The sequence below is a fragment of the Youngimonas ophiurae (nom. illeg.) genome (assembly GCF_049803795.1).
Classification (GTDB): Bacteria; Pseudomonadota; Alphaproteobacteria; order Rhodobacterales; family Rhodobacteraceae; genus Thalassobius.
Genome location: NZ_JBNAGJ010000003.1, coordinates 208691 through 228030, shown reverse-complemented (window position 1 = coordinate 228030; position 19340 = coordinate 208691). Strand labels below are relative to the sequence as shown.

Below are 19340 nucleotides of genomic sequence, written 5' to 3'. Positions count from 1 at the left end.
TTTGGGAGCAAAGAAGGTGGGGGCCCGACCATGCTGAGACTGGAGAAGCGGCCTCAGCCGTCGCAGATATGGACCTATGCGACGCCGGTGCTGGCGGTGGTTCTGACGATGATCGCGGGGGGGATTTTGTTTGCCTTTCTGGGCAAGGATCCGCTGGTGGCGATTCGGACGATTTTCTGGGATCCGCTGTTTTCGGAATTCGCGTTTTACTATCGTCCGCAGCTGTTGGTGAAGGGCGCGCCACTGGTGTTGATTGCGATCGGGCTGTCCTTGGGGTTTCGGGCCGGGATATGGAATATCGGAGCCGAGGGGCAGTATATCGTGGGGGCGTTGACCGGGGCTGGCGTGGCCCTGGCGCTATATCCGATGGAGGCCTGGTGGCTGTTTCCGGCGATGGTAATTGCCGGCGCTTTTGGTGGGATGGTCTGGGCGATGATCCCGGCGCTTCTGAAGGTGAAATTTGGCACGAATGAGATTTTGGTCAGTTTGATGCTGGTCTATGTGGCTGAGCAGTTATTGGCCTCTATGTCTTTGGGGTTAATGAAGAATCCGCAAGGGTTTGGGTTTCCCGGATCACGCAATCTCCAGCAATATGACAGTGCGCATAATGCCGAGCTGATTGCCGGGTCTGGGATGCACTGGGGTGTTGTGGCGGCGTTTATCGCGGTGATTTTCGCCTATGTCCTGTTGAACCGGCATATGCTGGGATTTCACATTCGTCTGACCGGCGAGGCACCGCGGGCCGCGCGGTTTGCCGGGGTTGTTCCGGCGCGGTTGATTCTGTTCTGTCTGGGGATGTCGGGGGCGCTGGCCGGGCTGGCGGGGCTCTTTGAAGTGTCGGGGCCATCGGGGCAGGTGAGCATTGATTTCAATGTCGGCTATGGGTTTACGGCCATCATCGTAGCCTTTCTGGGGCGTTTGCATCCGGTGGGTATTTTGCTGGCCGGCGGGCTGATGGCGCTGACCTATATTGGCGGTGAGATCGCGCAATCCAAACTGGGACTGCCGTCAGCTGCGATCCAGCTGTTTCAGGGGATGCTTTTGTTTTTCCTGCTGGCAGTGGACGTGCTGACCAATTTCAGGATCAAACTGACCAAAGCGGAGGCCGCGTGATGGATATGTCCTCGATCAATCCGATTTTGCTGCTGGCCTCTCTGATCGTGGCGGCGACTCCGTTGTTGCTGGCCGCTTTGGGCGAGCTGGTGGTGGAAAAAGCCGGCGTTCTGAATCTGGGCGTCGAAGGCATGATGATCACCGGCGCGATCTGCGGCTTTGCCATTGCGGTCAACACCGGATCGCCCGTATTGGGGCTGGTCGCGGCGGCTGTTGGCGGGGCGGCTCTGTCGCTGCTGTTCGCAGTGCTGACGCAGTTTGCGCTGGCCAATCAGGTGGCCTCGGGCTTGGCGCTGACGCTGTTCGGGCTGGGGCTGTCGGCGCTGATCGGCCAGGGCTATCAGGGGATCAAGCCGCCGGCCTTTCCAGAATTCGACATCCCTCTTTTGTCAGAAATCCCGGTGCTGGGGCCGATCCTGTTCACCCAGGATTTCGTGGTCTATCTGGCGTTTTTCCTGACGCTGGGCACCTGGGCCGTGCTGAAATATACCCGCGTCGGGCTGATCCTGCGGGCGGTGGGGGAAAACCACGATGCCGCCCACGCCCTGGGATATAAAGTGGTGCGTATTCGCGTGCTGGCCATCCTGTTTGGCGGGGCCTGCGCTGGCTTGGGCGGGGCCTATATCAGCCTGATCCGCGTCCCCCAATGGACCGAGGGCATGACCGCCGGCATCGGCTGGATCGCTCTGGCGCTGGTGGTGTTCGCCAGCTGGAAACCCTGGCGCGTGCTGCTGGGCGCGTGCCTGTTCGGCGGCGTCAACGTGCTGCAACTGAACCTGCAAGCCGCGGGCATTGCCATCCCGGTCGAGATTTTGGCAATGTCGCCCTACGTCATCACCATTCTTGTCCTCGTCATCATGTCGGCCGACCGCAGCGGGGCGCCTGCCTCGCTGGGCCGATCCTTCCACGCCTCGCAATGAGGCCTAACTAAACTGCAAATAACAGGGAGAACCTGCATGAAACTCGTGAAACTTCTCAGCACTGCTGCGCTGGCCGTGGGTCTGGCGACCTCGGCCATGGCCGACGGCCACGGCGACAAAACCAAGGTCGGCTTTGTCTATGTTGGCCCGGTTGGTGACGGCGGCTGGACCTACGAACACGATCAGGGCCGCAAAGCCGTGGTCGAGGCCTTCGGCGATAAGGTCGAAACCGTCTATGTCGAAAACGTCCCCGAGGGCCCCGACGCCGAGCGCGTGATGACCCAGATGGCGCTGGACGGTGCCGATCTGATCTTCACCACCTCGTTCGGCTACATGGATCCCACCATCAACGTGGCCAAGAAATTCCCGAATGTGAAATTCGAACACGCCACCGGCTATAAACGCGCCGACAACGTGTCCACCTACTCGGCCCGTTTCTACGAAGGCCGCGCCGTTCAGGGCACCATTGCCGGCAACCTGACCCAATCGAACGTGATCGGCTATATCGGGTCCTACCCGATCCCCGAAGTGATCCGCGGCATCAACTCGGCCTATATCCACGCCAAGAAGGTCAACCCCGACGTCACCTTTAAAATCGTCTGGGCCTACACCTGGTTCGATCCCGCCAAAGAGGCCGACGCCGCCAAGGTTCTGATCGAACAGGGCGCTGACGTGATCCTGCAACACACGGATTCGACCGCGCCGCAGGCCGCCGCTCAGGCCGCCGGCAATGTCTACACCTTCGGTCAGGCCTCGGACATGGCTGAATACGCCCCGATGCCCCGCGTGTCCTCGATCATCGATGACTGGGCCCCCTACTACATCGCCCGCACCAAGGCCGTCATGGATGGCACCTGGACCAGCACCGACACCTGGGATGGCATCGGCGCCGGCATGGTCGGCATCGGCGAGATTTCCGACGTGGTCCCCGCTGACGTCAAAGAGGCCGCCCTGGCACTGAAGGCCGCGCTGGCCGATGGCTCCTACCATTCCTTCACCGGCCCGCTGAACAAACAAGACGGCACACCCTGGCTGGCCGAAGGGGAAATCGCCGATGATGGCACCCTGGCCGGCATGGCCTTCTACGTCGAAGGTATCGAAGGCGACATTCCGCAATAAGCGCCCAACCCGGCACCCAAAGGCCCCGCCCTCTCCGGTGGGGCCTTTTTCTCTCCGCCGCCACCCACCCGAGGCAGCGGCCACAGGCCGATGCCGAGACATCCAGCGCGCGCGCCAGCGCGCTCCTTTTCACAGCCGATTGCCTCGGACGGCCAGACATGGCATCCCTTGCATATGACCCGCAAACTCTCTCTGCCCGATACCGCCTCTGTTGCCGAAACCGGCCCCGATGGCCGCATGTACGCCCCCTCGGCCACCCGCAACATGGACGCCATCGCCGCCGTGCTGGACACGCACGCCCCGCCATCGGGCCACGCTCTGGAAATCGCCTCGGGGACGGGGCAGCACATCGCCCAGCTGGCCGCGCAACACCCCGGCCTGACCTGGCAACCCAGCGATCCCGATCCCGCCCGCCGCCGCTCGATTGACGCCCACGGGCAGGGCCTGCCCAACCTGCGCCCCGCCCTCGATCTGGATGCCTGCGCCCCCGGCTGGGCCGCCCGCCACCCCGGCCAGAACCTGGTCCTGCTGGTCAATCTTCTGCATCTCATCCCCGCAGCGGCCGCCCAAACCCTGATCGCCCAGACCGCCCAGGCCCTGGCCCCTGGCGGGCGCTTTATCCTCTATGGCCCCTTTTTGCGAGACGGAGAAACCACCTCGGACGGGGACGCCCGCTTCAACGACAGCCTGATCGCGCAAAACCCTCAGATCGGCTACAAGGACGACTGGGACGTCATCGACTGGCTGCAAGACAATTGGCTGGAACTGGTGCAGGTCATCGAAATGCCCGCCAATAACCTGTGCTTCATCGCCCGCAAACCCTGACAATCTGATCAGGATCAAAGCCCACGCGCCCCCGGCATGATTTGACAGCCTCAGGAAACATCAAAGAGGCTGAATATGACCTGGACAGACAAGCTGAACGGCACCCGCGACCAGCTGCGCAACCTGAACAAATGCATCCCCGACACCACCCGCGCCTTTGGCGGCCTTGGCAAAACAGTCAAGGAAGGCGGCGTTCTGGATTTCAAAACCAAGGAATATGTCGCCCTGGGCATCGCCGTTGCCACCCGCTGCGAGGCCTGCATCACCCTGCATGTCGAAACCCTGATCAAGGCCGGCGCCACGCGCGATGAAATCGGCGATGTGCTGGCCATGACCATCCAGATGGGCGGCGGCCCGGCAATGATGTACGCCGCCAAGGCCCTGGAATGCTATGACGAACTGACAGCCACCTAAGCGCACACGCGCAGCATGTGGCCAAGTGCGGCCAGGGTCTGGTTTGCCCCACATCGGGCCACATGCGCCCACCGGAGGATGAAGCCGCAGGCGTAATCCGACACAACCTGCGCGCCCCGAAAGGGGCGCACATTTAGGTCATCCGTCTTTGCGGATCGCCGCGTTCGTGGGGTCATACGGGCTGTCGCAGGTCACCGTGGCCTGCCACAGCTGATCGAACATCCTGACCTTCAGCCGCGTGCCTTCAACCGCCAGATCGGGGCGGACATACCCCATGCCGATGCTTTTCCCGAAAGCCACGGAATACCCGCCCGAGGTCAGGCGCCCCACCTTCGTGCCATCCTCCAGATACAGCGCCTCGCGGCCCCAGGGGTCGGCGTCTTCCGGCCCGTCGATCAGCAGCGTGCAGCAGGCCGAGCGGATTCCCTTGGCCGCCATCGCAGCCTTGCCGTGGAACTCTTTCGACAGGTCGATAAAGCGCGGCAGATCGGCCTCGGCCGGGGTGGCATCCCGTCCCAGCTCATTGCCGAAGGCCCGATAGGATTTCTCTTGCCGCAGCCAGTTCTGCGCCCGTGCCCCAACCAGTTTCATCCCGTGTTCCGCGCCCGCTGCCAGCAGTTGATCCCACAGGTAGCGCTGCATTTCGATGGGGTGATGCAATTCCCAGCCCAGCTCGCCCGTATAGGCCACACGGATCGCATTGACCGGGCACATGCCCAGCTCGATCCGGCGTTCGGACAGCCAGGGAAAACGCTTGTTCGACAACACGGTTTGCGGCTCGGCATCGCGGATCAGAGCATTCAGCACATCGCGGGATTTCGGGCCTGCAATGGCAAACACACCCCATTGCGTGGTGACGTCCTGCGCGGTCACGAACGCGCCGGGATGAGCCGCGTTCCAATCCGCGATCGCCTTGAACAGATAGTCCTGATCATAGGCCGTCCACGCCCCGGCCGAGACCAGATAGTAATCCTCCTGCCCCCGCCGCACGATGGTATATTCGGTGCGCGTGGTGCCGGCATCCGTCAGCGCATAGGTCAGGTTGATCCGGCCGATCTTGGGCAATTTATTGCAGGTGAACTGGTCCAGAAAAGCGGTGGCACCGGGGCCTTTGACCACATGTTTGGTAAAGGCGCTGGCGTCGATCAGCCCCACGTTTTCTCGGATCGCGCGGGCCTCGTCCACGGCATATTGCCACCAACCGCCCCGGCGGAAGCTGCGAGCGTCATGATCGAAACTGCCTGGCGCATCCAGAGGGCCATAGTAATTCGGCCTTTCCCAGCCATTCACCTGCCCGAACTGCGCGCCCAAGGCTTTTTGGCGGTCATAAACCGGGCCGGTGCGCAGCGGGCGGGCGGCCTCGCGCTCTTCGTCGGGGTGGTGCAGGATATAGACGTGCTCGTAGCATTCCTCGTTCTTTTGCACCGCATATTCCGTGGTCATCCAGGGGCCATAGCGTTTGGGGTCCAGGCTGGCCATGTCGATCTCGGCCTCGCCTTCCACCATCATCTGCGCCAGATAATAGCCCGTGCCCCCAGCGGCCGTGATCCCGAAGCTGAACCCTTCGGCCAGCCACATGTTGCGCAGCCCCGGCGCGGGGCCGACCAGCGGGTTGCCATCCGGCGTGTAGCAGATCGGGCCATTGTAATCATCCTTCAACCCCGCCGTTTCCGAGGACGGAATCCGGTGGATCATCGACATGTATTCCTCTTCGATGCGGTCCAGATCCAGGGGGAACAGATCGGCGCGGAATGTGTCGGGCACACCATAGGCAAACCGGGCGGGCGCACCCCGTTCATAAGGGCCCAGGATCCAGCCGCCGCGTTCCTCGCGCACGTACCATTTGGCATCGGCATCGCGCAGGACCGGGTGTTCGCCATGGGTTTTGCGGTAGTCCACCAGCGCCGGATCGGGCTCGGTCACGATGAACTGATGTTCAACCGGAATGGCCGGGATCTTGATCCCCAGCAACTGCGCGGTGCGCTGCGCGTGGTTGCCGGTGGCGGTGACGACATGTTCGGCCGTGATGACCTGCCGATCGTCCGAGGGCACCAGATTCCCGCCCTTTTCCACCATTTTCGTCACCGAGACGCGCCACTCGCTGCCTGTCCATTCATAGCCATCTACCTGCCATTTGCGCTCGATGATCACGCCGCGCTGACGGGCCCCCTTGGCCATGGCCATGGTCACGTCGGCCGGGTTGATATAGCCATCGGTGGGGTGGTAAATCGCGCCTTTCAGATCCTCGGTGCGCAGCAGCGGCCAGCGCTCCTTGATCTGCGCAGGGGTCATCCATTCACAGGGCACCCCCGCGGTTTCGGCGGTCGAAGCATAGAGCATATACTCGTCCATCCGCGCCTGCGTCTGCGCCATCCGCAGATTGCCCACAATGCTGAACCCCGCGTTCAGGCCGGTTTCGGCCTCCAGCGTTTTGTAGAATTCGACCGAGTATTTATGGATATGGGTCGTGGCATAGCTCATGTTGAACAAAGGCAGCAGGCCGGCGGCGTGCCAGGTGCTGCCGCTGGTCAGCTCGTCCCGTTCCAGCAGCATCACATCCGACCAGCCCGCGCGGGCCAGATGATAAGCAATCGAGGTGCCGACGGCGCCACCGCCGACGACCAGAGCTTTAACATGGGTTTTCATCGCGGATTTCATTGCGCAGACGACTCCGTTGCGTGGATTTGCCGTGATGTTGGCCCATTGCGTGCCGCCGCGCATTTACCAGCCGACCCATGAGAGCGCGAAACCGACATGCGGAGGCAAACCGCACGGCACAAAACCGACCGGCCGGTCAATTGGGCTTGCCGCGCCGCAGCGGATACCGTAAATATACGGTGTCCTTACGGAGGAGACCCCGACAGAATGCACATCTGCCGTTCAGTTGCCGACACCCGCGCAGCCATCGCAGCCCTGCGCGCGCAGGGAAAATCCATTGGTTTTGTGCCCACGATGGGCTTTTTGCATCAGGGGCACCTGTCACTGGTGGCGCGCGCGCAACAGGCCGCCTCGGCCAGTGTTGTGTCCATCTTCGTCAATCCCACACAATTCGGCGAGGCCACGGACCTGGACGCCTATCCCCGCGATGAAAAGCGTGACCTGGCCCTGCTGCGCGACGCGGGCGTGGATGTCGTGTTCCTGCCCGACGTGGCCACCATGTACCCCGAAGGCAGCGAAACCATCGTAGAAACCACCCGCCTGGCCAATATGCTGCACGGCAAGGTGCGACCGGGACATTTTCGCGGCGTGACCTCGGTTGTGGCGCGACTGTTCAACATCGTGCAGCCAGATGTGGCCGTATTCGGCCAGAAGGATTATCAACAGCTACAGGTGATCCGCCGTATGGTCAGCGACCTGCATTTCCCGATTGACATCATCGGCGGCCCCACCGTGCGCGAACCCGATGGGCTGGCCATGTCCTCGCGCAATGTGCGCCTGTCGGCTGACGATCGCGCCGCCGCTGTGGTGCTGTCGCGCTCATTGAACGCCGCCGAAGAGGCCGCGCGCCAGCCCGGCGCCACCGTGGATGACATCCGCGCCGCCATCGCCAACACCATTCAGGCCGAACCCCGCGCCGCGCTGACCGGGCTGGACACCGTCGCCGCCAAGAGCCTCGAAAACCTCTCTGGCCCTATCACACAGCCCGTGGCGGTGATGATCTCGGTCCAGTTTTCCGACATTCTACTGATTGATCAAAGGGTTATCCAAGCATGAGCACTCAGACCAAAATCCGCCGCATCACCGCCCCCCAGATCGCGGCCCGCAAAAACGCCGAGCCCATCGTCTCGCTGACCTCCTATCACGCGCATACGGCCGCCATCGTCGATAAATACGCCGATTTCATCCTGGTCGGCGATAGCCTGGGCATGGTGATGCACGGGATGGACAGCACACTGGGCGTCTCGCTGGACCTGATGATCATGCACGGCCGCGCGGTGGTACGCGGCACCCAGCGCGCGCTGGTCGTAGTAGACATGCCCTTCGGCACCTACGAGGAAAGCCCCCAGATCGCCTTCCGCAATGCCGCGCGTATCATGCAGGAAACCAATTGCGGCGCGGTCAAACTCGAAGGCGGCGCGCGCATGGCCGAAACCATCCGCTTCCTGGTCGAACGGGGCATTCCCGTGATTGCCCATATCGGCCTGACCCCGCAATCCACCAACACCATGGGCGGCTTCAAAACCCAAGGCCGCGAGGAAGACAGCTGGCCCCAGCACGAGGCCGACGCCCAGGCCGTCACCCAGGCCGGAGCCTTCGCCGTGGTGCTCGAAGGCATGGTCGAACCCCTGGCAGCCCGGATCACCAAACAGATCGACATCCCCACCATCGGCATCGGCGCCAGCGCCGACTGCGACGGCCAGATTCTGGTGCTCGAAGACATGCTCGGCCTGAACGACTGGACCCCCAAATTCGTCAAGGTCTACGGCGATCTGGGCCCCGCCATCGAAAAAGCCGTCAGCACCTACGCTTCCGAGGTCAAATCCCGCGCCTTCCCCGGCCCCGATCAAACCTACAAATAACCCTTCTTTGCTCTGCAAATACTCTGGGGGAGCCGCTGGAAATCCCCGATTTCCAGCGGTGGGGGCAACGCCCCCCAGCCCTCCCAAAACGCCCCCGCCCCCTTGTGCATTTACGCACAGACTCCCCCGAATACGCGCCAGTTTGATTTTCCGCTGCGATCCTCCAGATTAACCCCAATCAGGAAAGGACCGCGCCATGACCTTCAGACCCGTCACCGCCACCAGCCTCGCCCAACCCACAACCGAGGGCGCGGGCGTCCATCTTCACCGTGTCTTCGGCTTCTCCGATCCCAGCCTGACCGACCCGTTCCTGATGATGGACGATTTTCGCAACGACGATCCGCGCCTCTATTCCAAGGGCTTTCCCTGGCATCCCCACCGCGGGATCGAGACCATCACCTATGTGCTCGAAGGTCAGGTCGAACATGCCGACAGCCTGGGCAACACCGGCCTTCTGGGCCCCGGATCGGTGCAATGGATGACGGCCGGGTCGGGAATCGTGCATCAGGAAATGCCCTCGGGCGATACCCAGGGCCGGATGCACGGGTTTCAGCTGTGGGCGAACCTGCCCGCAGCGCTGAAAATGACCACCCCGCGCTATCAGGACATCACCGGCAGCGACATCCCGATCGAGGGCGATGACGACGGCACCACGATCAAGGTCATCATCGGCTCGTTCTGGGGCAAGACCGGCCCGGTGGACGGGATCGCGGCCAACCCGATGCTGCTGGATGTGTCGGTGCCGCCCGGACGGCGCAAAGTGCTGCCCGTGGACACCCGCGCCAACGCGCTGGCCTATGTCTTTGCCGGATCGGGCAGCTTCCGCGATGCCTCGGATCCGGTGGGGATCAAGGTGGAGAAGGAATTCCAAGGGACCGAGCTGAACATCCGCGATCAGACCGGCAACCGCACGCTGGTACGCTTTGGCGCGGGCGATGAAATCACCGTGCAGGCCGGCGACGCAGGCATCCGTTTTCTGCTGATGACAGGCCGGCCCATTCAGGAACCCGTCGCCTGGCACGGCCCCATCGTGATGAACACCCAGGACGAGCTGCGCCAGGCCTTTCGCGAGCTACAGAACGGCAGCTTTATCAAACACGACTGATCATTCACCAATCGCCACGCCCTCGCGGCGTTTATCGGCCCCGCCGCTCAGGCGCGGGCCGATTTCGATACTGCCCAGCCCCGACACCATCGGTGCCGATTTCACGCCATAGCCCATGTCGCTCAGGCTTTGCATCGTGTCCAGCGCCGCGGGCCCTGTTTCGATGTCATAGCGGCCAAAGCGGTTGATCCGGTGCGGCAGATCCATCGCCTGCTGCACATCCAGCCCCCATTCGGCCCAGGCCAGAATCGTATTGGCCACATAGCCGATAATCATGCTGCCCCCCGGACTGCCCGTCACCAGAACCGGCGCGCCATCGCGCATCACGATCGTCGGCGCCATCGAGGACCGGGGCCGTTTTCCCGGCTCCACCCGATTGGCGACCGGCACCCCGCCCAGATGCGAGCGAAAGGAAAAATCCGTCAGTTCATTGTTCAGCAAAAACCCATGCACCATCAGACGCGAGCCAAACCCGTTTTCAATCGTCGTGGTCATCGACAGCGCGTTGCCGTAGCGATCCACGATAGAAATATGCGAGGTCGAGGGCAGCTCTGGTGCCGCGTCATCCGCCCAGCGGCTGGCGTGATCGAATTTGGGATTGCCGGGCGGGGCCTCGGGCAGGCGCGGGCCGCGCAGCAGGGCTGCACGGGTTTTCAGATAGTCCGGCTCCAGCAGGCCCTGCACCGGGACGGGCACATAATCGCTGTCGGCCATGAACCGCGCGCGGTCCGCAAAGGCCAGGCGGCTGGCATCTCCGATCAGGCGCAGAACCTGCGGATCGTCCGGCCCCGCGGACAGATCGAACTGCGCCAGCATTCCCAAAATCTGCCCCACCGTCAGCGCCCCCGAGGACGGCGGCCCCATTCCGCAGATCTCCAGGCTCTTGTAGGGGGCGCAGACTGCCGCGCGTTCTTTGGGGCGATAGACAGCCATATCCACAGCCGTCAGCACACCGCCATTCTGCTGGACCCGGCGCACGATCTGATCGGCGAAATCCCCTGTATAAAAGGCCTCTGCCCCCTGTTCGGCCAGCATCCGCAGCGTGCGTGCATAGGCGTCGTTACGCAGGATCGACCCGGCCCGCAGAGCCTGACCGTCGGGCAGGAAATAGCGCGCAGTGTCCGCAAAGCGGGCCAGCCGCGCAGCATCCCGTGCGACCGATCCGGCCAGACGTTCGGACACCACGAACCCCTCTTGCGCCAGCCCCAGCGCATCGCTGAACAGATCGGCCCACTCTGCGCGCCCCCATTTGCGGTGCATCAACTGCAACAGCGCCGGCGTTCCCGGCGTCCCGACGGATCGCCCGCCCACAACCGCGTCAAAGAACTTCAGCGGCGCGCCCGTATCGTCCTGAAACAGCCGGGGCGTGGCGGCCAAGGGTGCGGTTTCGCGCCCGTCCAGCGTGCTTAGCGTGCCGGTGTCCGCGTCATACCAGACCACAAAGGCCCCGCCGCCCAGCCCCGAGGATTGCGGCTCGACCAGGCCCAACACCAGCTGCGTGGCGATGGCCGCATCCGCCGCCGTCCCGCCCGCGCGCAGCACCCGCGCGCCGGCCTCGGCCGCATAGGGGTTGGCCGCGACGATCATCCAGTCATCCGCCCAAACGGGCTGTCCGGCCTCTTTGGCCTCCAGCCCTGCGGCCACGGCGGGCGTGATGTCCAGCCGCCCTGCCCCGCCAATTTCCGGTGCCACGCTGTCAGCCGCCTGCTGCGCCCCCGCGCCAGAGCATAGAAAAAGGCCCATGAGAGCCGCCATAATATCGCGTTTCATGGGCCTTTTCCTTTCGTATAATCAGAGCCTTACAGCAGCCCCGGCACCACCTGATCCGGCGGGCGATGGCCGTCATCAAAGGTTTTGATATTGATGATCACCTTTTCGCCCATTTCCAGCCGCCCCTCTTCGGTGGCCGAGGCCATATGCGGCAAGGTCACCACGTTGGGCAGCTCCAGCAGTTTGGAGTTCACCTCCGAGCCGTGCTCGAACACATCCAGCCCGGCCCCGGCCAGCTCGCCTGCGACCAGCATCCGGGTCAGGGCGTTTTCGTCGATCACCTCGCCGCGCGAGGTGTTCACGATCACCGCGGTCGGTTTCAGCAGTTTCAGACGGCGCGCATTCAGCAAATGAAAGGTCGAGGGCGTGTGCGGGCAATTGACCGAGATCACATCCATCCGCGCCACCATCTGATCCAGGCTTTCCCAATAGCTGGCCTCGTATTTCGCCTCGATGTCGGCGTGCAGGCGGTGACGGTTATGATAGTGGATTTCCATCCCGAAGGCGCGGGCGCGCTGCGCCACGGCCTGCCCGATCCGGCCCATGCCCAGAATCCCCAGACGGCGCCCTCCAATGCGCCCCCCCAGGAAGCCGGTGGGCGACCAGCCCTCCCATGTGCCGGATTTCATCGCAGCCAGACCTTCGGGGATACGGCGGGTGACGGCCAGCATCAGCGCCATGGTCATATCCGCGGTGTCGTCATTGACCACGCCTGGCGTGTTCGACACCAGAACCCCGCGCTGGCGGGCGGTATGAATGTCGATGTGATCCACGCCTGCGCCATAGTTGGCGATCAGTTTCAGGCGCTCTCCGGCCTGCCCGATCAGGCCCGCATCGATCTGATCGCTTAGCGTGGGCACCAGCACATCGCAGGTTTTCACCGCATCGACCAGCTCGGCGCGGGTCATGGGTGTGTCATCCTCGCGGAGTGTGACGTCAAATAAGTCCTTAAGCCGGTTTTCGACAGGTTCCGGCAAGCGTCGCGTAACGACAACACTCAGGCGTTCAGATGGCATATTGGTCCTCCCAAATCTTTTCAAAACGAGGCGTTGCTGGCAGAGTGGCCGATACAGGGCCGAGGCACAAGAACCTGCGGCCAAAAATAAACGCAGTACACGGGCTATATACGGGCAAGGACGATGAACACGCAGGCGATTGTGGCCGCTCTTTGCGGTTTTCTGTTGGTGACTTCCGCCGCCGCCGAAGAGCGCGGCCGCGAGACGAACCTTCCCATTCCGCGCTTTGTCTCGATCAAGGCGTCCAAGGCAAATGTCCGGCGCGGACCGGGGCTGAGCCACCGCATCGACTGGGTGTTCAAACGCAAGGACATGCCGGTCGAGGTGACGGGCGAATACGAACACTGGCGCCGGGTGCGCGACCGCGACGGCGCGGGCGGCTGGGTGCATTATTCGCTGCTGTCGGGCGCGCGCACGGTGATCGTGGATCAGGATCTGCTGGATCTGTTCGCCCGCCCGGACGAGACCGCTCCGATCAAGGCGCGGCTGGAAATGGGGGTCATCGCCCGGCTGGAGGATTGCGGGCCGGACTGGTGCCGCCTGTCCACCGGCGGCTATCGCGGCTGGGCGCATAAAACCAAACTCTGGGGCGTGGCCCCCGATGAGATCCGCGACTGACAGGTTTACTTGTCCCCGCCTATCGCTAATCTGACACCTGATTTGATATTCAGGATTTAGACCGATGCGATTTTTCTGCGTTCTGTTGATGCTATTGCCGCTATGCGGTGCAGCCACGGCACAAGAGGCCCAAAGCAACCAGCCCTCGGGCGCGATTTCCGTCGAGGACAGCGCCAGCCAGGATGCCGCCATCGCCGTCCGTATCCGCGACATCCTGGCCGAGCTGGAGGGCTACGGCGATGTCACCGTCACCGTCAGATCCGGCATCGTTACCCTGCGCGGCACCACGCTGGAGGCCGCCGACATCGCCCGGCTGAACGTCATCGTCGCCCGTGTCGAAGGCGTGGTGGCCATCAAGAACGAGGTGACGGAATCCACCGATGTGGTCGAGCGGCTAAGCCCCGCAATGGAGCGTTTCACCGACCGGATGGAACAGCTGGTGGCCTATCTGCCGCTGCTGATCGTCGCCATCGCCGCCTTTTTGCTGGTCACGTTTGCGGGCATCCTGCTGACCCGGCTGAAAAACCCGTGGAACCGGCTGGCTCCGAACCGATTTATCGCTGACATCTATCGCAGCGTGATCCGCCTGGTCTTTATCATCGGAGGCGTTGTCGTCGCGCTGGATATTCTGGGCGCGACGGCGCTGCTGTCCACCATTCTGGGCGCGGCGGGGATTGTCGGGCTGGCCATCGGCTTTGCCGTCAAGGACACGGTGGAAAATTTCATCGCCTCGATCATGCTGTCGATCCGCCAGCCCTTTCGCCCCAATGACGCGATCGAGATCGGCGGCGATCAGGGCATCGTTATCCGCCTGACCAGCCGCGCGACGATCCTGCTGTCCTATGATGGCAATCATATCCGCATCCCCAATTCGACCGTCTTCAAAAGCCGGATCGTCAATTACACCACCAATGCCGAACGCCGGTTCACCTTTGACCTGGGCGTCGCCCCGGATACCGATCTGACCCAGGCGATGGCTCTGGCCCGTGACACCCTGTCCCAGCTGCCCTTTGTTCTGCAAACGCCGGCCCCGAATGTGTGGATCGACACGGTGGGTGACAGCACCATTTCCCTGCGCCATGCCGCCTGGATCGACCAGCGTGAAACCGGCCTGCTGGGCGCGCGCTCCGAAGCGGTGCGCCAGGTCATGAGCGCCTTCACCCTGGCCGGAATCGCAATGCCCGAACCCACCTACCGGCTGCTGACCAAACCAATCGAGCCCCCCGCCCCCATCAGCACGAAACCCGCCATTGCCGCCCCCGCCGACGCCCCCCTGGCCGAGATCGAAGCCACGATGGAACAGGATTTGGAGCGCTTCGTCGAAGAAGAGCGCCAGGACAGCCACTCCGAAGACCTGCTGTCCGAACACGGCCCGACCGAGTAATTCCCTCACATAATTCCGCACGAAAAAATCTGTGTTTTTTTCGCAATTCAGGGCTTGCACCCGTCAAACCATCGCATTATCTACGCCCTCACCGTTGGGGTGTAGCCAAGTGGTAAGGCAACTGTTTTTGGTACAGTGTACCGTAGGTTCGAATCCTACCACCCCAGCCAACTTCTCTTTTTCATTAAATTTCAAATACTTAGGCGATCACAAGAATTCGCCTCCGGAACACTTTTTCGACACACCTATCCGGACCAGTTGGCGACCAGCGACATGCCGCCCGACTCAAAAAAGCCCACCGGGATGATCCTGATGGGCGTTGCGTTGCTTAACTTTTAGAACAAGGTTGCCTGCAACGGACAACCAAGGATCATCCGCCGGGCTAGTGGGTCACTTCTGATGTATCAAGGTCTGCCATACCAGCCGACAACCATTCTTCTGGAACTTGACCATAGTTGGTAGCGATGATCGAATTTACGACGCCAGCACCCCAATCGGTAAGCTCGCCTCGGCCATCTTTAAAGCAACAGTATTCCATGAACTTGGGTGTCAGCCCCTCCGCGAAGGAATTTGGCTCCCGTTCTCTTGGAATGAATCTCTTGGCAACTGGCACATAGCTGAACATGAGCAGTTCTTCATTTGATTGACTTTCGGCTCTTAACTGGACGTAGAAGCCACCCTTCATCGTGAACCCAGCATCTTTCATCGTCTTGACGAACTCCGGCGCCCAAGCGTCATCGCCTTCTGTGGTAATGTCCACACGTTCAATTTTCAGTTCAAATGTTTCGATAGGTGAGTTTCCCACATGCCTCTCCAAATACGCGAAGTCGGTCATACTATGGCCGGGCAAATTCGAACTGTGTAGCCCGAATATACAACAACCCGCCAGTTTGCACCGGCGGGTTAGCGATAATCGCAACCAACACAAGCGCACAACAAAAACCCCGCGCCAGTTGACTTACATCGAAACGATGATCCGGCGCGGGGTTTGATCGGGGCGAAGTTGGAAGCCAGCCCCTAATTGTTACTATATAACACTTTTGTCCCGAGATGCTCAAGCCGTTCGTCACGGGCATAGGCATTTTCTGCCAGAGTGCGCAGCTCCAGAGGCAGCGTCTTTAAGTCAACCTGCCTATCACCAATCCGGGACAGCTTTGGCCAAGCTCCCATAAGTGCTTCAAGCAGAGTTCGTGCCGTCATATTCATCATCACTCCTGCGCGCTCGCTTTCGGGCGCTTCGCGCCCACCAATTGTTTCACATAGCCGGAAGATGAAACGAAATGCACAGAATAAACTATTAACAAATAAAAATAATACCTGCAGTCATAGGACTTTCCCCCTTGGACAGCACAAAACCTAATCTGTGATGTCCAAGGGGGATGTTCTGCATATAACAGGTGGTGAAGGGCTACTAACACTAGGTGGCTTCCATTGACCTAGCAGCGCCCCGATCCCGGCCTTTCAGCCAAGCGGTTACAGCCTTTCGGCTGAGCGTCACGCCCGGCTTTCCTCCAACCTAGACGTGATCGGTTGTTGTGACCCGGATCGAAGCCCGACGCACATTGCAACCGTCTTTCTGTGCCATTTCGACTACGTCCGGCGGCGACCATCTGGGGCGTCCGATATTCTCTATCGGGGAGCGGAACCAGACCAAGGGCTTTCGCCGATCTTTCCTGCACCTTCCAGCTAGGCGTCTCGCTGCCCGGTCATGATCCCGGTGCTGGCGTTCAATGTAAGGCTGGTATCAAGGTGTCGGTGAGCGGAATAGAAAGTATCGGCTCGAACCTGACTGCTTTGTGCTTTGTGCTGCCGTTCCGGCCCCAACAAATTACCAAAAATCGGCGCAAGCTACAAGACTGTATCTTTAGCGCCTTCTATTGTTGAGAAGATTGCCAGGACGGCCCTGTTTTCTCAATTCGTCCACAACAACACCACGCATAGTGCTTTCCATTTCGCGCGCCGTCTTTTTCGCCAGATCAGCGTTTTGACTTGGCGTGCCTGCCGATCCGTTCACCGTCACCGGCGCGTTGATGTTGACCACCTGCCCGGAGTCCACCACAGGCCCGGAGCGCGCCGCCTGTGCGCTTCTCAGGGGTGCCGCGCCTCCTACCAGCCCACCAGAGGCGTAGCCCCTCTTAGCGGCGCTGTGCAGCGCTTCCAGATTGCCGACGCCAATCCGGCGGGTGGCCTCTTTACTCAGCACGTATTCGCCGCGATGCACCACCCCGGCGGGTTCGAACTTGCCGCCGTCGCCGGTGTAACCACCGGCAGCGAACAGCCCCAGCCCTTTCAGCAATCCCCCGATCAGGCCGTCACCACCCACCCCGGCGAAGATGCTTTCGAAGGCGCGGTTGGCCGCGATCTCTGCCAACCTACCCAGCACCCCGGCCAGCGCTTCCTTGAAGCTGTGCGCGCCGGTCACAAGGCCGGTGAAGGCATCCTTGAGCGAACCCTTCATATCGCTCACCGCGCCCCGGAAGTCGTCGTGCCGCTGCCGGGCTTCCTCTGCGCGCTGCGCGGCGTTGGCGTAGCTCGCGGCTACGCGGTCGATTTCTGCGCGCAGCTCAGGCGTGATCGCCTTTCCGGCTTGGCGACGTGGAGCAACCTACTACGCGCGGCTAGATGTGCCGACCGATCTTGTGGAGATCGTTGGCACCACGACGCGCAAGCAGTCGCTCAAGACGAAGGATGAGGCCACCGCGAAGCGGTTGCTATGGCCGGTGATCGAACAATGGCGGCGCGAATTCGATGAGCTGCGCGCCCGGCGCGTCCTGACCGACGACGACAAAGCCGCCGCTGTCTGGCAGCAATACACCGAGGGCCTAGAGCGGGATGAAGATCGCCGCCGCAACTTGCCGAACGATGCGGATATTGAAGCTGCGACCGAACGGGCCGTCGATAGGGTGCAGCGCGAGAACATCGACACAGCCGACCCGCTGGCGATGCTTGACGCCGCTTTGGAAATACAAGTGCTTCAAGATCAGCTCAAGGGAGCTGAGAGCATTGACGCAAAAGCGAGGCGCGCGAAGCTGTCAGAGCTGCGCAAGCATCTGAGCGCCGGGAACACGGCGCTGATTGAACATGAGGTTGACGAATTTCTCACCCGGAACAAGCTGATCATTGAACCGGGGTCGCCTGATCGGGGGGCGCTGGCCCGCCAGATGATGCGCGCAGAGATAGAGGCGCTGAGACGCACCGTAGAGCGCGATGAAGGCAATTATGCGGGGCAACCCCTAGACCCCATCGTCAAGCCCGCCAGTGGCGCGCGCAGAGCCGTTGCAGAGCCGGGGCAGTCGGTCTTGGAGGTGTTCGACATCTACGCCACCGAGAACCCGAAACAAGTGAAGCCCGACACACTCACACAGGCCCGGCGCGACGTTGGCTTGTTCGTCCAATATGTCGGCAGCACGTTCCCTGTTACGGAGATCGACAAGAAGGCTGTGCGCGAGTGGAAGGCATTGCTGTTGAAGTTCCCAGTGAAGGCAGCCGAAACCAAAGCCTTCACAGGCATGTCGATTGAACAGGCCGTCAAGCACAATGAGCAGATCGGCAAAGGTAAGTTTGTCTGCCCATCTCCACACCACCATTCCGGAACACCATTCCGGAACAGTTGTAGGCTAGTAAGTGCTGTGATAGCAATAGCTTAAGAGAAATCAGGGGCTTAGAAAAAGTTGGATTTTGTTCCTACCACCCCAGCCATTTTTCAGACATGGAACCTTCGTCAAAGAGTAGAACCTGCCCGGTCCAGCTTAGTATCTGTGCGGGCAAGGCTGACATTCCGAACGTCTCCCTGTGCAAAATCCTTCCAAACGAACAGACATTTGCGATTCCCGATATGGCGCCGGCCCGTTCGGAAGAAAGCGCGCAGCAGGCTTTCGACAGACAGCGCCCGTTTTTTGTCAGATCAAAGTTGCCCTTTGCCATGTTTTTGACGGGTCTCCACCAGGTGCTTTGCCTCCAGAAGCTTGCCACCCCTCAGATGATTGTTTTCGGAGGCCTGGCGCAGGACATCCTGAACTCTCGCATCTTCGGCATCGGCAATATCCACAGCAACACTCACCGGAATTTTGCCGCCTTCGACGGCCCTGAGCAGCCGGTGTTCGCCACTTTACAGAAGCCGAAGAACCCCGCGCACATATTTCATCGACAGGTTGGTCTTGCGCGCGATTTCAGCATCAAAATACCCCCGGCTCTTCAGGCCCTTGATGTCATGAAGCAGATCCAGGGCCCTGTGCTGGCGGCGCTGAGGCGCGAATTGGGCGGATCCCACCAGGCCATAAAGGCATCCATGAACGGGACAGGGGTCTGTGAACGAGCTGCGAAAAACTGGCTGGCCGGCGCGCACGGGCCCGCAGGGGAACACCTGATCGAACTCATGCGGCACTCAGATGAAGTCGCTGAAACAGTCCGGCCCTATGTGGCCGAAGCGAAGTGGCCATTTCTTTGGATCTTACGTGTCTTCGGACCGGACTTCTTCGAATGCTGACAACGGCGGACGACATCTTTGGGGCAGAAACCTGAGCGAAATTGCCATTC

General features: G+C 61.4%; 17 protein-coding genes and 1 tRNA gene. 13 read left to right on the top strand and 5 right to left on the bottom strand.

The window, feature by feature from the left end; translation table 11 throughout:
- The first annotated feature begins 30 nt into the window (after nt 1-30).
- From ACP15O_RS08850 to ACP15O_RS08830, 5 genes are all read left to right on the top strand, one after another.
- The gene (locus tag ACP15O_RS08850) at nt 31-1113 is read left to right on the top strand and encodes an ABC transporter permease (RefSeq protein ID WP_425095715.1); all 1083 of its coding nucleotides are present in this window, start codon (nt 31-33) and stop codon (nt 1111-1113) included.
- Entirely contained in the window at nt 1113-2033 is a 921-nt protein-coding gene (locus ACP15O_RS08845) for an ABC transporter permease (RefSeq protein WP_425095714.1), read from the top strand. The genes ACP15O_RS08850 and ACP15O_RS08845 overlap by 1 nt, the downstream gene beginning before the upstream one ends.
- Nucleotides 2034-2069: 36 nt before the next feature.
- Nucleotides 2070-3152 (top strand): BMP family ABC transporter substrate-binding protein, encoded by a 1083-nt coding sequence (locus ACP15O_RS08840; RefSeq protein ID WP_425095713.1) that lies wholly within the window; start codon nt 2070-2072, stop codon nt 3150-3152.
- 174 nt (nt 3153-3326) lie between these two features.
- Nucleotides 3327-3977: a DUF938 domain-containing protein gene (locus ACP15O_RS08835; RefSeq protein ID WP_425095712.1), complete on the top strand. Its 651-nt coding sequence runs from the start codon at nt 3327-3329 to the stop codon at nt 3975-3977.
- 75 nt (nt 3978-4052) lie between these two features.
- A complete protein-coding gene (locus tag ACP15O_RS08830; RefSeq protein ID WP_425095711.1) occupies nt 4053-4391 on the top strand; it encodes a carboxymuconolactone decarboxylase family protein in 339 nt (112 codons plus the stop codon).
- A gap of 138 nt (nt 4392-4529) precedes the next feature.
- Here the strand turns inward: ACP15O_RS08830 and ACP15O_RS08825 are convergent, their stop codons facing one another.
- Entirely contained in the window at nt 4530-7037 is a 2508-nt protein-coding gene (locus ACP15O_RS08825) for a GcvT family protein (protein ID WP_425095710.1), read from the bottom strand.
- A gap of 219 nt (nt 7038-7256) precedes the next feature.
- Here ACP15O_RS08825 and panC point away from each other — a divergent pair, with 219 nt between their 5' ends.
- The 3 genes from panC (at nt 7257) to ACP15O_RS08810 (ending at nt 10016) form a co-directional block, all read left to right on the top strand.
- A complete protein-coding gene (gene panC / locus ACP15O_RS08820) occupies nt 7257-8105 on the top strand; it encodes a pantoate--beta-alanine ligase (protein ID WP_425095709.1) in 849 nt (282 codons plus the stop codon).
- On the top strand, nt 8102-8911 hold the full coding sequence (panB, locus tag ACP15O_RS08815) for a 3-methyl-2-oxobutanoate hydroxymethyltransferase (protein WP_425095708.1): 810 nt from the start codon (nt 8102-8104) through the stop codon (nt 8909-8911). The genes panC and panB overlap by 4 nt, the downstream gene beginning before the upstream one ends.
- Before the next feature lie 196 nt (nt 8912-9107).
- Entirely contained in the window at nt 9108-10016 is a 909-nt protein-coding gene (locus ACP15O_RS08810) for a pirin family protein (protein ID WP_425095707.1), read from the top strand.
- On the opposite strand, the gene ggt is transcribed toward ACP15O_RS08810, so the two are convergent.
- Nucleotides 10017-11786, bottom strand: a complete 1770-nt coding sequence (gene ggt / locus ACP15O_RS08805) for a gamma-glutamyltransferase (RefSeq protein WP_425095706.1) — start codon at nt 11784-11786, stop codon at nt 10017-10019. It abuts the gene before it with no gap.
- Between the two features lie 29 nt (nt 11787-11815).
- Nucleotides 11816-12802, bottom strand: coding sequence for a 2-hydroxyacid dehydrogenase (locus ACP15O_RS08800; RefSeq protein ID WP_425095705.1), 987 nt, complete (start codon nt 12800-12802; stop codon nt 11816-11818).
- Between the two features lie 123 nt (nt 12803-12925).
- Here ACP15O_RS08800 and ACP15O_RS08795 point away from each other — a divergent pair, with 123 nt between their 5' ends.
- The 3 genes from ACP15O_RS08795 (at nt 12926) to ACP15O_RS08785 (ending at nt 14974) form a co-directional block, all read left to right on the top strand.
- Complete coding sequence (locus ACP15O_RS08795) at nt 12926-13420, top strand: SH3 domain-containing protein (RefSeq protein ID WP_425095704.1); 495 nt, start codon at nt 12926-12928, stop codon at nt 13418-13420.
- 64 nt (nt 13421-13484) lie between these two features.
- Nucleotides 13485-14804 (top strand): mechanosensitive ion channel domain-containing protein, encoded by a 1320-nt coding sequence (locus ACP15O_RS08790; protein WP_425095703.1) that lies wholly within the window; start codon nt 13485-13487, stop codon nt 14802-14804.
- A 95-nt stretch (nt 14805-14899) separates the two neighbouring features.
- A tRNA-Gln gene (locus ACP15O_RS08785) sits at nt 14900-14974 on the top strand.
- 212 nt (nt 14975-15186) lie between these two features.
- Here the strand turns inward: ACP15O_RS08785 and ACP15O_RS08780 are convergent.
- Together ACP15O_RS08780 and ACP15O_RS08775 are read right to left on the bottom strand one after the other, a co-directional pair.
- Nucleotides 15187-15639, bottom strand: coding sequence for a hypothetical protein (locus ACP15O_RS08780; RefSeq protein WP_425095702.1), 453 nt, complete (start codon nt 15637-15639; stop codon nt 15187-15189).
- A 1029-nt stretch (nt 15640-16668) separates the two neighbouring features.
- On the bottom strand, nt 16669-17262 hold the full coding sequence (locus ACP15O_RS08775) for a phage tail tape measure protein (protein WP_425095701.1): 594 nt from the start codon (nt 17260-17262) through the stop codon (nt 16669-16671).
- Nucleotides 17263-17374: 112 nt separating this feature from the next.
- On the opposite strand from ACP15O_RS08775, the gene ACP15O_RS08770 reads away from it, so the two are divergent.
- Together ACP15O_RS08770 and ACP15O_RS08765 are read left to right on the top strand one after the other, a co-directional pair.
- On the top strand, nt 17375-18451 hold the full coding sequence (locus tag ACP15O_RS08770; protein ID WP_425095700.1) for a DUF6538 domain-containing protein: 1077 nt from the start codon (nt 17375-17377) through the stop codon (nt 18449-18451).
- A 62-nt stretch (nt 18452-18513) separates the two neighbouring features.
- Complete coding sequence (locus ACP15O_RS08765; RefSeq protein WP_425095699.1) at nt 18514-19290, top strand: hypothetical protein; 777 nt, start codon at nt 18514-18516, stop codon at nt 19288-19290.
- Nucleotides 19291-19340 lie beyond the last annotated feature (50 nt).